Source organism: Arthrobacter sp. 'calajunan' (assembly GCF_046940185.1).
Taxonomy (GTDB): domain Bacteria; phylum Actinomycetota; class Actinomycetes; order Actinomycetales; family Micrococcaceae; genus Glutamicibacter; species Glutamicibacter soli.
The window spans coordinates 304,225-316,596 of the sequence record NZ_JBKZDY010000003.1 but is presented as its reverse complement, the minus strand read 5'-3'; the positions used below and the strand labels follow the sequence as shown (position 1 = coordinate 316,596).

At 61.5% G+C, this 12,372-nt stretch carries 11 protein-coding genes; 5 read left to right on the top strand and 6 right to left on the bottom strand.

The genetic code is table 11. The features are described from left to right. The first annotated feature begins 78 nt into the window (after positions 1 to 78). Positions 79 to 1,248: an MFS transporter gene (locus tag RF641_RS06320; protein WP_424572798.1), complete on the top strand. Its 1,170-nt coding sequence runs from the start codon at positions 79 to 81 to the stop codon at positions 1,246 to 1,248. Between the two features lie 9 nt (positions 1,249 to 1,257). Then, positions 1,258 to 1,776: a hypothetical protein gene (locus tag RF641_RS06315; RefSeq protein WP_424572797.1), complete on the top strand. Its 519-nt coding sequence runs from the start codon at positions 1,258 to 1,260 to the stop codon at positions 1,774 to 1,776. Between the two features lie 120 nt (positions 1,777 to 1,896). On the opposite strand, the gene RF641_RS06310 is transcribed toward RF641_RS06315, so the two are convergent. The 5 genes from RF641_RS06310 to RF641_RS06290 all read right to left on the bottom strand — a co-directional run bounded on the left by RF641_RS06310 (position 1,897) and on the right by RF641_RS06290 (position 6,549). Continuing rightward, positions 1,897 to 2,454, bottom strand: coding sequence for a YceI family protein (locus tag RF641_RS06310; RefSeq protein ID WP_047120086.1), 558 nt, complete (start codon positions 2,452 to 2,454; stop codon positions 1,897 to 1,899). Between the two features lie 496 nt (positions 2,455 to 2,950). Then, positions 2,951 to 3,928: a glycine betaine ABC transporter substrate-binding protein gene (locus RF641_RS06305; protein WP_047120087.1), complete on the bottom strand. Its 978-nt coding sequence runs from the start codon at positions 3,926 to 3,928 to the stop codon at positions 2,951 to 2,953. Next, complete coding sequence (locus tag RF641_RS06300; RefSeq protein WP_047120088.1) at positions 3,925 to 4,653, bottom strand: ABC transporter permease; 729 nt, start codon at positions 4,651 to 4,653, stop codon at positions 3,925 to 3,927. Before RF641_RS06300 ends, RF641_RS06305 begins: the two co-directional genes overlap by 4 nt. Continuing rightward, positions 4,650 to 5,852, bottom strand: a complete 1,203-nt coding sequence (locus tag RF641_RS06295; RefSeq protein ID WP_053799472.1) for an ABC transporter ATP-binding protein — start codon at positions 5,850 to 5,852, stop codon at positions 4,650 to 4,652. Before RF641_RS06295 ends, RF641_RS06300 begins: the two co-directional genes overlap by 4 nt. Positions 5,853 to 5,907: 55 nt before the next feature. Beyond that, positions 5,908 to 6,549: an ABC transporter permease gene (locus RF641_RS06290; RefSeq protein ID WP_053798780.1), complete on the bottom strand. Its 642-nt coding sequence runs from the start codon at positions 6,547 to 6,549 to the stop codon at positions 5,908 to 5,910. Between the two features lie 214 nt (positions 6,550 to 6,763). Between RF641_RS06290 and RF641_RS06285 the strand changes: the two genes are divergently transcribed. Both RF641_RS06285 and RF641_RS06280 read left to right on the top strand, forming a co-directional pair. Next, complete coding sequence (locus RF641_RS06285; RefSeq protein ID WP_424572796.1) at positions 6,764 to 7,624, top strand: fumarylacetoacetate hydrolase family protein; 861 nt, start codon at positions 6,764 to 6,766, stop codon at positions 7,622 to 7,624. A 423-nt stretch (positions 7,625 to 8,047) separates the two neighbouring features. Next, positions 8,048 to 9,556, top strand: coding sequence for an alanine/glycine:cation symporter family protein (locus RF641_RS06280; RefSeq protein ID WP_053798782.1), 1,509 nt, complete (start codon positions 8,048 to 8,050; stop codon positions 9,554 to 9,556). A gap of 175 nt (positions 9,557 to 9,731) precedes the next feature. Here RF641_RS06280 and RF641_RS06275 read toward each other — a convergent pair whose 3' ends face one another. Beyond that, entirely contained in the window at positions 9,732 to 10,577 is an 846-nt protein-coding gene (locus tag RF641_RS06275) for an HpcH/HpaI aldolase/citrate lyase family protein (RefSeq protein WP_047120092.1), read from the bottom strand. 203 nt (positions 10,578 to 10,780) lie between these two features. Between RF641_RS06275 and RF641_RS06270 the strand changes: the two genes are divergently transcribed. Continuing rightward, positions 10,781 to 12,268, top strand: coding sequence for an amino acid permease (locus RF641_RS06270; protein ID WP_053798783.1), 1,488 nt, complete (start codon positions 10,781 to 10,783; stop codon positions 12,266 to 12,268). The last annotated feature ends 104 nt before the right edge of the window (positions 12,269 to 12,372 follow it).

Sequence of the window (12,372 nt, the reverse complement as noted above, 5' to 3'; positions counted from 1 at the left end):
TTATGCCCGCGGGCTATCTGTTTTGATTGACGAGAAGCTTTTCGCGGCACCAAGCGCAGCACGATGGAGGACCGGCACGTGGGCACCGAGGACACACAGCGGGCGGCCCCGCGCGGACTGCCTGACGCCGCCCTGCGGTTCATCGGCTTCCTGTCCTTCTTCGACCGCTACGGCACCGCACCGATGCTGCTCATGCTGTCGGCCGGAACCGAGCTCTCCTTCGCCCAGGCCGTTGAGCTGATTGCCGCCTATGCCTTGCTCTACGCGGTGGGCCAGCCCTTCTGGGGATTGGTCAGCGACAAGTTCGGCAGGCTCACGGTACTGCGCTGCTCGCTGGTCGGCGCCGCGCTCGGCTCCATTGCCAGCGTGCTATTCACCGCCTACCTGCCGTTGCTGCTGGCCCGGTCCTTCACCGGCCTGATGTTCGGGGCCATGTATCCCACGCTGCTGACCCTGCTCGGCGATACGCGCAAGGGCATTGAACGTGCCCGTGGCCTGTCGGACCTGCAGATCTATTCGTCCCTGGGCACCACGCTGGCGACCCTGGCCGCGGGACTGCTGGCCGCCTATCTCGATTGGCGGGTGGTCTTCATCCTTCCCGCACTGGGCGCGGTTGCCGCGCTTGTGTCGCTGCGCGGGGTGCAGGAGCCGGCCCGCGCACACGCCACGATGAAGCTCGTGGCCGCAGTGCGGCCGACCAACCTGTTGCTTTATGCGATAGTTTTCGTTGAAGGCGCGCTGTTGATGGGGTTGCTGACCTATATTGTTCCCGCCTTGCAGCAGTCAGGGGTAGGCGTCGGGCTCTCCGGTCTGCTCGGCTGCGGCTTCGCGCTGGGCGTGATCCTCGGGGCCCGACTGATGCGGCGGCTGGTGGCCCGATTCTCGCGCACCTGGCTAATCGGTATCGGCGGGGCGGTGCTGTTCCTGAGCTTCGTTCCCTCAGCATTCATCCCCTCCCCCGCCTCCTTCACCTTCACCGGGTTTTTCCTCGGTGCGGCGAACGCGATCATGCATTCATCCATGCAGGGCTGGGCCACCGACATTGCCCCTGAGGCTCGTGCGACAACCGTCTCGCTGTTCGTGTTCTCCCTGTTTTTCGGAGCCTCCACAATGACCTACCTGACCGCGGATCTTGCGGCCGCTGCCGGCTACGCGCAGATTTTCGGCTATGGGCTTTGGCTCGGGATCGCACTGGCAATTATCGCCACGCTGGCGCATGCCAGGTGGAGGGCCGCGAATCCCGCCTAGCTGTGCGTGATGAACTTCTCCGGCTCATGGCGTCTTTCCCCGCGTCTGTACGGTGCATCCGCGAAATTTCTTGGTTCAATAGACTTATCAATCGCTTTGAGGAAAGGCAACGGCCAGATGACCACGCCAAATAACGAAACCAACAATCCCTATTCTTCGGGCGGCAACCAGAACTGGTCGCAGCCGAATTCCGCGTACCAGCCGCCGCAGTACCAAGGCCAGAACCAGCAGCAGTTCGGCAACCAGCCGGGATACGGCTATCCCATGGTGCATCCGGAAGGTGCGCAGCTGGCCCAGACCTCCATGATCCTGGGCATCATTTCCCTGTTCGTCGTGGGGATCGTCCTCGGCCCTATCGCAATTGTTAAGGCGAACAGGGCGGAGCGCGAATTCAACACTTCAGCCACCGTCGGCAAGGTCACCGGGTGGATTGGCACCATCTTTGGAGCGCTGGGGTTCTTGTACATAATCTTCATAATTCTCGCGGTCTTCGTATCCTTCCCCGTCGCCGGAGGTTTCGACTACTGATCTCATTCGGCCCGCGCAACCCGATCTAACGACAAAACCTCCGACCCACGCAGTGCGTGATTCGGAGGTTTTGCCGGTATCGGCCCTGTACCGCCTTCCCCAAGGCGGCAGTCGGGAAAACTATTCTGCGGTCGGCAGGACGAACGAGGCGTCGATCTCGATCTTGACCTTGTCGCTGACCAGTACGCCGCCGGCTTCCAGAGCGGCATTCCAGGTGATGCCGAATTCCTTGCGGGAGATGGTGGTCGAGGCAGAGAAGCCTACGCGGGTGGCGCCGAAGGCATCCACAGCCTGGCCGCCCAGTTCGGTTTCCAGCTCAACCTGCTTGGTGACGCCGCGGATGGTCAGGTCGCCGATGAGCACGAACTCGTCTGCGTCGCCCTTGGTTCCGGTCGACTTGAAGGTCATGGTCGGGAACTGCTCGGCATCGAAGAAGTCGGCACTCTTCAAGTGGGCGTCTCGATTGGCATCCTTGGTGGAAACCGAAGCGATCTGGACGGTGGCCTCCACCGAGGAATCAGCCAGGCTCTCGCCGATGGTCAGGGTTGCATCGAATTCGGTGAAGCTGCCGCGGACCTTGGAGATGCCTGCGTGGCGAACCGAGAAGCCCACCTCGGAGTGCGAGGCGTCCAGGTTCCAGGTACCTGCGGTCAATGGCGAAGTTGCTGCTGCAGTCATGATCAATTCCTTCCGTCAGCACCTACTGGATTAGTTGATGCTTCAATTTGTTTTGCTGATATCAGTATTGCACCAATCAAGTTGAACCGTCAACCACTTATCGGTGAAATGTTGTCAAACTTCGACACGCAAACCATAAAAAACGCTGTTGACTAGTCCATTCATTTTTCAAACTTTTTTGCCAGCCATGTTGCGCCAAGCAGGATTCATGGACAGGCGGGTCGCGTGAGTATCGAGACCCAGGAAACCCGTTATCGCGGAACAGGAAGATGAACTCGCTGCCGACCTGGAAGAAATCTGGCAGGAGGGGTCCACCACCACGGCCGCGAGCACCGAAGCCGCAGACGAGGTTGATGGACAACTTGAAACCCGAAACCAAGTCTGAACCCTCGTTGCGGTGGCCTTGGACGCTATCAATGATTAATACACAAGAGGTGTGTTCAGGGAACGTGCTGTTCCCGGAACACACCTCCGGTGCGTTGGATGGCGCCCAGCCCTATGGCTTGGTCACCAGCCCTTGGTCGACCATCCATTCGAAGGCGACATCCGAAGGTTCGCGTCCAACGACGTCCACCTGGTAGTTCATATCCATGAGAGCTTCATCAGTCAGCAGCGGAGCGATCTGCTCCATGATGTCCATTGCCTGCGGGAACTCGCGGATGAAATCACCGTTGAACGCCGGAGCGGCGTTATAGCTCGGGAAGTACTTCAGGTCGTCTTCCAGCACCGTCAGATCCAGCGCCTTGATGCGGCCGTCGGTCGTGAAGACTTCGCCGAAGTTGCAGGCCCCGTCGGCTGTGGCCTGGTAGATCGCACCGACATCGTACAGGCCGATGTTGTCTTCAGAGACGCCCTTGCCGCGGTCGATGTCATAATGCTTGAGCATCGGGGTCAAGCCGTCGCGGCGGGAGTTGAACTCGGGGTCAACGCAGAAGCTCAGTTCCTTCTTGTCCAGCTCTTTGAGCTGCGACAATTTGGTGATGCCCAGACGGTCCGCAGTCTCACGGTTCATGGCCATCGCATAGGTGTTGTTCAGCGGTGCCGGGTTTCCCCATACGATATTGTTCGCCACGTCCTCATCATGCACGGCCTGCCACTGCTTCTGCTCACCGGCAACCGGTTCTTCGTGACCGAGATAGGTCAGCCAGGCGGTGCCGGTATATTCCCAGAGCGCGCTGGCATCGCCGGAGAGCAGCAACTGGCGTGCGGGCTGCGAGCCGGGCACGTTGGTCAGGTCGGTGACGTTGAACCCTGCGACTTCCAGAGCAATCACGGTGATCTTGCCGAGCAGCAGCTGCTCGGTGAAGGACTTCGAGGTCACGGTGGCCTTGGCATCCTCCGGAAGGTCCGGGATGGGCTGGATGCTTCCCGGCGCCGATTCCGGCACAGTGCCGGTGGAAGGGCTCAGTCCGCAACCGGTCAGGCCGATCAACGCGGCGAAGGACAAAGCGATGAGTTTCGATGTTCTTTTCATGAAAGTCCCTTCGGTCGTGCCAGCTGTTCAACCAGGCGACCTATCCAGTCGACGGTCAAAGCCAGCAGCGCCACCAGCAGCGAGCCGGCAATCAGCACGACGTTCAGGTTCAGGTTCACGCCAGTGGTGATCAAGATGCCCAGGCCGCCGCCGTTGATGAACGTCGCCAGCGTCGCGGTGCCCACGAGAAGCACCAAGGCGGTGCGGATTCCGGACAGCATCACGGGTACGGCCAGCGGCAGCTCGACCTTGAACAAGACGGCCAGCTGGCTCATGCCGATGCCGCGTCCGGCTTCCACCAGCCGCTGATCGACCTGTTGCAGGCCAACGATGGTATTGGACAGCACCGGCAGGATGGCGTAGATCACCAGCGAGATCACGGCGGTTTTCGGACCGAATCCCAGCCAGAAGGCCAGCAGGACGATCACGCCGATGGCCGGTGCGGCTTGGCCGAAGTTCGCGATGGCCCGGACGGCGGGAGCCGCCTTGCGCAGCGACGGGCGGGTGAGCAGGATCCCCAGCGGGATGGCAATCAGCAGCACGATCACGGTGGAAATCAGCGTGATCTGCAGATGCTCCTGCGTATATTTCCAGATCGTTGCCGGATCCAGGGTCTGGCGTTCGGTCTCGGTCAGGTCAGCGGTCACAAGCCAGATGACCAGCGCGGCGAATGCCGCGCCGATCGCCACCAGCTGATAAATCAGCCCCTTGGTCTCTTTGCTCATGCCGGCTCCCCACCGCGCTCCGCGGGCTCGACCTCGATATCCACCACGTTGATGGCGCCGGAATTCAAGCCCACCGGAGCTTCGTGGTGATCGTCGGACGCGGAATTCGCCGCGGCGATCGCCTCCATCACCGTCTGCACCGTAATGATGCCCTTGAAGACATCGCGGCGGCCGGTCACCAGGGCGTATTCGGCACTGGCCACCAACATGGTGTCCAGTGCGTCGTTCAGCGTGGCCTGCTCGCCAACCACCGGAAGACCAGGGTCATAGGTGCCCTCGATGATCTCCATGCGGGAGAGCTGGCGGCGGCCAAGTCGGCGCAGCGGACGGCCCCTGGAGTCGAGCACCACGGCCAGTTTCCGCCCTGCGCCCTGCAGCTGCGAGAGCACATCCGAGGCCCGCTTGCCCGGGGTGGTGGTAATTGCATCCACCAGATCCACCTCGTTCACACGGGTCAACGTGAGCTGCTTCAGCCCTGCGCCGGAGCCGATGAAGTTCTCCACGAATTCGCTGGCCGGGTTGGCCAGGATGCGTTCAGGAGAATCGTACTGCTCCAGCTGCGCGCCCTCGTTGAAGATGGCGATCCAGTCCCCCAGCTTCACCGCTTCGTCGAAATCGTGGGTCACGCAGACAATGGTCTTCTGCACCTCGGACTGGATGTTCAGCAGCTCGTCCTGCAGGCGTTGGCGGGTGATCGGGTCCACCGCGCCGAAGGGCTCGTCCATGAGCAGCACCGGAGGATCGGCGGCCAGCGCGCGGGCCACGCCCACGCGCTGCTGCTGCCCGCCGGAGAGCTCCTTGGGGAAGCGGTCGCGGTACAGCTCGGGATCCAGCGAGACCAGTTCGAGCAGCTCGTCGACGCGGGCTGCGATCTTCGCCTTGTCCCAGCCGAGCATCTTGGGAACCATGGCAATGTTGGCCGCCACGGTCATATGCGGGAACAGGCCGCCGGCCTGGATCACGTAGCCGATGCGGCGGCGCAGCTCGTCGCCGTTCATCGTGGTGACGTCTTCGCCGTTGATGACGATCTGCCCGCTGGTCGGCTCGATCAGGCGGTTGATCATCTTCAGCGTCGTGGTCTTGCCGCAACCCGAAGGGCCGACGAACATGACGATGGATCCCGCCGGGATCTCAAGGGTCAGGCCACCCACGGCGGACTTCTTCTGCCCGGGGTAGGTCTTGGTTACTTCTTCGAGCATGATGGAAGCGCCGGAGACGGTGTGCTCCGAGACGCCGGATGCGGAATTTTTTGAATCAGACACGGATACCTCGCGGGGTAGTCAGTCGGCCGATGCCGAGCAAGATCAGGTCAAGAATGAGTGCCAGGATGACGACGCCGACTACTCCGACGACCACCGACTCAAGCGCATTGGCGCCGCCAAGCCGGGAGAGTCCGGAGAAGATGAATCCGCCGAGTCCAGGGCCCAGGGCGTATGAAACGACCGCGGCCACACCCATCACCATCTGGGCTGAGATGCGCACGCCGGTGAGGATGACCGGCCAGGCGATGGGGATTTCAACGGATACGAGCGTCTTGAGCCGGCTCATGCCAATCCCGCGAGCGGATTCGACGATGGTCGGCTCAATATTGTTCAGGCCCACGATCGCATTGCGCAGGATGGGCAGGGCGGCAAAGAATGTCACCACGATAACGGCGGGCGTCACGCCGAAGCCGAAAGGCACGATCAACAGACCGATGAGCGCAAAGGATGGAACGGTCAGGCCGACGGCACTGACTCCGTTGGCAATTCCCGCTAATGCTTTGTTCCGATACACCAGAACGGCGATCAAAACCGCGATGAACGTCGCCAGGATCAAGCACTGCGCGACCAGCGAGAAGTGCTGCCAGGAGGCGAAAAGTATTTGGCGAGATCGCTCGCCAATGAAATCTCCCACATTAAAACCTACTTCACTTTAGTTTCGTATTTAGCAGTGCAACCGAGTGCTGAGCCAGCCTCAGTTTCTTCCCACTTTAGTCCCGCTTTCAGGGCGAAACTAGTTGGGTTTCCCGTATACAGCATTTGACTAGGTTGTATTTATTGAGGCAGGCCTTGTTTCGAATGTCCGGATTACGGGTGCGCAGTCGCGGGAAATGTAGTTCGATAGGTATATGAAACTAGCTACCCTTCGCCTGGCCAGCGACCCCGGCCATACGACCGCAGCAGTCATCGAGGACGACCGGATTTACTACCTGGAAAATCTGGACACCGTGCAGCGCTTTCTGCGCCTGAACGATGCCACCCAGCAGGAAGTTCTGGCCCGCGCCTTGGTCGGCGATTCGATCGCCGAGGGTGAAGCCGACTACGCACCGGTCATCCCGAATCCCAGCAAGGTGTTCTGCATCGGGCTCAACTACAAGGCGCACGCAGCGGAGGTTGGCAAGGAGCTGCCGGAGTACCCTTCGGTGTTCGCGAAGTTCGCTTCCACGCTGTGCGGCGCAAACGACGACATCGAAGTTCCACCGGAGGACCACCGCCTGGACTACGAAGCCGAGCTGGCCATCATCATCGGCAAGCCCGGGCGACGCATCGCCGCCGAGCAGGCAGAAGAGCATATCGCGGGATACGCGGTCAGCAGCGACGTGTCGCTGCGCGGCTACCAAGGACGCACCTCCGAATGGCTGCAGGGCAAGGTCTGGGACAGAACCACTCCGTTGGGCCCCTGGCTCGTGACCCCAGACGAGCTCAAGCCCGACGCGCGCATCACCAGTGTCGTGAACGGCGAGACCGTCCAGGACAGCACCATTGACGACTTGATCTTCTCCGCGGCGGAACTTGTTGCCTATCTGTCGGTCATGAACGAGCTGCAGCCTGGCGACGTCATCCTCACCGGCACCCCCGCGGGTGTTGCCCTGGGCCGGCGCAACGAGCACAACCGCCACCCCTGGCTCAAGGCCGGCGATGTCCTGGAAACCAGCATCGAGGGGCTTGGCACCTCCCGGGTGACCTTCAAGGCGGCCACCCCGGAATAGCGCGCTCCACGGACGATTCCACTCCCGCATTCATCACGTCGAATGCGGGAGCGGAGTTGTCCAGAGACAAGAATTTTCGACATAAACGTGCCAGTTATTGCCGTTCAGCGAAAATTCCCACGCCTCTGGCGCACGTTGCTGGATCGGAATTTTCTTCACTGGGATCTTATTTTCACCGCAGAAGAATCCGATCTCAGGCAGTTTTCGCCTGCTTGAATGTCGATAATTCGGCTGGATCCCCGCGAAATCCCGTAGTCCAACCCGCGCATCCGACCGTCACCTGACAAGGCGGCACATCGGGGAACCCTGGCCAAGGTTACCGTTTGTGACATCCGTCTCAGCTTCCTATAAAGTGTGTCACAGCAAGCAATCCGTCTACATCAACGGACTGCATACTCTTCACTCGCACGAAGGAACTTTTCTATGGATGCCTTGGCCACCACACTTGGTGACATCTCCTCGGTAATTTGGGGACCGTTTGTCCTCATCCCGCTTTTGCTGGGTACCGGTTTATACCTGACCATCCGCCTGGGCGGCCTGCAGCTAGTCAAGCTTGGGGCCTCCCTGCGCTTGGGATTGCTCAAGCGCAAGGACGCGGGAGCCGAAGGCGACATCTCGCAGTTCCAGGCCCTGACCACGGCGCTGGCCGCAACCGTCGGCACCGGCAACATCGTTGGTGTTGCCACCGCCATCGGCATTGGCGGCCCCGGCGCCCTGTTCTGGATGTGGGTCACCGGCCTGCTGGGCATGGCCTCGAAATACTCCGAAGCTTTCCTCGGCGTCCGCTACCGCGGCACCGACGCTGCCGGCGAAAAGTCCGGTGGTCCGCAGTACTATCTTGAACGCGGCATCAAGGGCCCGTTCGGCAAGTTCCTGGCTTTGTTCTTCGCCATTGCGGCAACTCTTGCCTGCTTCGGCATCGGCAACATGACCCAGGGCAACTCGATTTCCGCCAACATGGAAAACTCCTTCAACGTGGCTCCGTGGGTCACCGGCCTGGTCCTGACTGTGCTGGCCATGGCCGTGCTGGTCGGCGGCATCAAGTCCATCGGCAAGGTCACCGCCGGCTTCGTCCCGGTCATGATCATCTTCTACGTTGCCGCAGCGCTGTACATCCTGATCGCCAACGTCGGTGGAATTCCCGCCGCTTTCGCGCAGATCTTCACCGATGCTTTCACCGGCACCTCGGCAGTCGGCGGCTTCGCCGGTTCGGCCATCATCATCGCCGTGCAGTTCGGTGTGGCCCGCGGTATCTTCTCGAACGAGTCGGGCATGGGTTCGGCAGCTATCGCAGCAGCGGCTGCGCAGACCACCCACCCGGTACGCCAGGGCTTGGTCTCCATGACCCAGACCTTCATCGATACCATCATCGTGGTCACCTGCACCGGCCTGGTCATCATCACTACCGGGGTGTGGAACATGACCGATCCGGAAACCGGGGAGCAGATCTCCGCAGCACTGATGACCGGCCAGGCATTCAGCTACGGCTTGCCGGGCCAGTGGGGCCACTGGATCGTGACCCTCGGCCTGGTCATGTTCGCCTTCTCGACCATCCTCGGCTGGTCCTACTACGGTGAGCGCAATATCGAACGCCTCATCGGCCGCCGCGCCGTCATGCCGTTCCGCGTGGTCTTCTCGCTGATCGTGTTCGTCGGCTGCACCACCGAGCTGACCGCGGTCTGGAACTTCTCCGACATGATGAATGGCCTGATGGCTCTGCCGAACCTCATCGGCCTGTTGATCATGTCCGGACTCATCGCCCGCGAAACCAAGTGGTACCTCAAGAACGACCCGAAGCTGGAAGCCGACAAGGCCCAGATCGAGGACTTCATGGCAGGCCGCCCAGGCTGGGCCGAGTGGAAGTCCGGCGATGTCGTGGGCTCGTCGCACAAGTACGGCGGCGACGTCCAGGAACCGGATCCAATCCGCTAATTCGAAACGCGGACTCCGTCCCTGCGCCCTCCCTGATTCACGGATCAGGGAGGGCGCTGTTTTATTCTCCGAAACGCAGTCCAACCCAGTCGGCGGCCCAAGCCACCAGCACACCAAAAAGCATCCCTCCCGGCGAGCCGCCGGGAGGGATGCAATGGTGCTGTGTATCAGATGCCTAGGCGTTCCACAGGCCGTAGGAATCGGCCAGATCGGCGATTTTCTGTGCTCGGGCCAGTCGTGGCAGGTAGGAACCGTCGCCCACCGAGGCGCCCGCCGCGTGGGCTTCGAGCAGCTCCATGGCCCAGGACAGCTCGTCCTCGCTCGGTGCAAGCCCTGCGTTGATGCCGTCCACGTGGTCGCGCGAAAGCGACAGCTTTCCGGTCATGCCCATCGATGCGGTCACCAGGGTCTCCTCGGTGACCTTGGCTCCGTCGGAGCCTGCAGGAGGCGGGCCGTCGATGGCGCCAGGCAGCTTGCCCACGCGGGATGCGACCACGAGCTTGCCGCGGGCGTAGGCTAAGGCCAGCGGGTCGTCGGAGACGCCGGTGTCCTTGCGGAAGTCGTTCACGCCGAAGGCCAGGCGGAAAGTGCCGGGAGCCGAGGCAATGGCAGTAGCATTCTCGATGCCGACTGCTGATTCGATCAGCGCCAGCACCGGGGTTCCGGCACGAAGGCGCATCGCGGTGTAGGTGACCTGTTCAGGTTTTTCGGTCATGGCCAGCATGACGCCGCGCAGGCCGGGAGTGGCCGACAGAGCTGCCAAGTCATCGGACCAGTAGTCGGTGTCGATGCCGTTGACACGCACCCAGGCGGTCATGCCGTTGGAAAGCGCGTGGACCACCTTGTCACGGGCTTCTGCCTTCTTGTCATCGGGCACCGCGGCTTCCATGTCGAAGATGACTGAGTCCGCTTCCGAGGCCAGGGCCGGGGCAAAATCTTCGTCCTTGGCCGCATTAACCAATAGCCAGGATCGGGACAACTTTGCCGGGAGAGCCGCTGCTCGACGATTTCGAAATGCCATGATCCAAGACTACTCATTGACCCGTCATCGGCACTAATGAGCTCGAACACAATTAACTCTATTCCCACCTCTGGCATTGCACTTCCCGCGGAAATTCGACTATTGAACGAGATTCGGATGCTGTAATGTCACTCACTGGGCTCGTATGAGCTCGCACCAGTACGACCGGCGTCCCGCGGGGCGATGCACGAAAGGGGCACCACGTGGCGCACGAATCCACGGATACTGCCAGCGAGAACGGACCGGAGCTCCAACGCGCCCTGTCCAACCGACATATCCAGCTGCTTGCGATTGGCGGTGCCATCGGCACCGGCCTGTTCATGGGCTCCGGCAAAACCATCTCAGTGGCCGGCCCATCGGTCATCCTCGTCTACATGATCATCGGCTTCATGCTGTACTTCGTCATGCGGGCCATGGGCGAACTGCTGCTCAGCCGCAGCAGCTACCGCAACTTCTCCGACTTCGCCGGAGACATCCTCGGTCCCTGGGCCGCGTTCTTCACCGGCTGGACCTACTGGTTCTGCTGGATCGTCACCGGCGTGGCCGACGTGATCGTGATTGCCTCGGTCTACGTAACCTTCTGGCTGCCGCTGATCCCGACCTGGATTCCTGCACTGGTTGTCATCGTGGCGCTTATCGCGCTGAACCTCCCCTCGGTGCGGGGATTCGGCGAAACCGAATTCTGGTTCGCGCTGATCAAGATCGCGGCCATCGTGCTGCTGATCGTGATCGGCCTGGTCATGGTGTTCACCGGCTTCGAGCACGACGGCGCCCGGGCTTCCTTCCTTAACCTGTTCAACGTGGGTGGTGGCTTCTTCGGAGGCGGGCTCATGGGCTTCATCATGGGCTTCCAAATCGCGGTCTTCGCGTTCGTGGGCATCGAGCTGGTGGGCACGGCGGCGGCGGAAACCAAGAACCCCGAGCACAACCTCCCCAAGGCCGTTAACGCCATTCCGGTCCGCGTACTGCTGTTCTACGTCGGCTCGCTGGCTGTGCTGATGTCAGTGGTTCCGTGGGACCGCTTCGATGCGGACAACTCCCCGTTCGTGATGCTGTTCTCCCTGGCCGGGTTGGGCGCCGCTGCGCACATCGTCAACATGGTGGTGCTGACCTCTGCCATGTCCTCCGCGAACTCCGGCATCTATTCCACCTCGCGCATGGTGTTCGGCCTGTCCACGGACGGCAACGCCCCCAAGGCGTTCTCCAAGCTGACCAGCCGCCAGGTTCCGCGCAACGCGCTGTTCCTCTCCGGCGTGGTGCTGCTCAGCGCGATCGTCCTGCTGGTCTTCGGACTGGGCGAGTCCAAGGGCTTCACCATCGTCACCACGATTTCCTCGCTGTGCTTCATCTTCGTCTGGAGCATCATCCTGATCAGCTACATCGTCTACCGCAAGCGCCGCCCGCAGGCCCACGACGAGTCGATCTTCAAGGTCCCCGGCGGCACGTTCATGCCGTGGGTAGTTTTGGCCTTCTTCGTGTTCCTGCTGTGGGCCTTCACCCAGGACCCGGACACCCTGTTGGGGATGTACGCGGCCCCGATCTGGTTCGCGCTGGTCGGTCTCGGATACCTGCTGCTGCGCAAGAATCCGAAGCACAAGCAGCTGCGCCGGGACCACGAGGTGCGCATCGCCCAGGAGAAGCGCGATGCAGCCGCCTATCTCGAAGCCAAGGGCTCGCGCTTGTCGCACTAGGCGAGGTGCGCCAGGGACGATCCCCCATACGGAGAGGGCCGTTGGAACCAGTTCTGGTTCCAGCGGCCCTCTCGTTCTTTCGCTGCGGCATGGGCCGCCGAGAG

Excerpts from the sequence above, each read along its gene's own strand:
- RF641_RS06315 (WP_424572797.1), top strand. The coding sequence starts at position 1,258 with ATGAACTTCTCCGGCTCATGGCGTCTTTCCCCGCGTCTGTACGGTGCA.
- RF641_RS06310 (WP_047120086.1), bottom strand. The coding sequence starts at position 2,454 with ATGACTGCAGCAGCAACTTCGCCATTGACCGCAGGTACCTGGAACCTG.
- RF641_RS06305 (WP_047120087.1), bottom strand. The coding sequence starts at position 3,928 with ATGAAAAGAACATCGAAACTCATCGCTTTGTCCTTCGCCGCGTTGATC.
- RF641_RS06300 (WP_047120088.1), bottom strand. The coding sequence starts at position 4,653 with ATGAGCAAAGAGACCAAGGGGCTGATTTATCAGCTGGTGGCGATCGGC.
- RF641_RS06295 (WP_053799472.1), bottom strand. The coding sequence starts at position 5,852 with ATGCTCGAAGAAGTAACCAAGACCTACCCCGGGCAGAAGAAGTCCGCC.
- RF641_RS06285 (WP_424572796.1), top strand. The coding sequence starts at position 6,764 with ATGAAACTAGCTACCCTTCGCCTGGCCAGCGACCCCGGCCATACGACC.
- RF641_RS06280 (WP_053798782.1), top strand. The coding sequence starts at position 8,048 with ATGGATGCCTTGGCCACCACACTTGGTGACATCTCCTCGGTAATTTGG.
- RF641_RS06275 (WP_047120092.1), bottom strand. The coding sequence starts at position 10,577 with ATGGCATTTCGAAATCGTCGAGCAGCGGCTCTCCCGGCAAAGTTGTCC.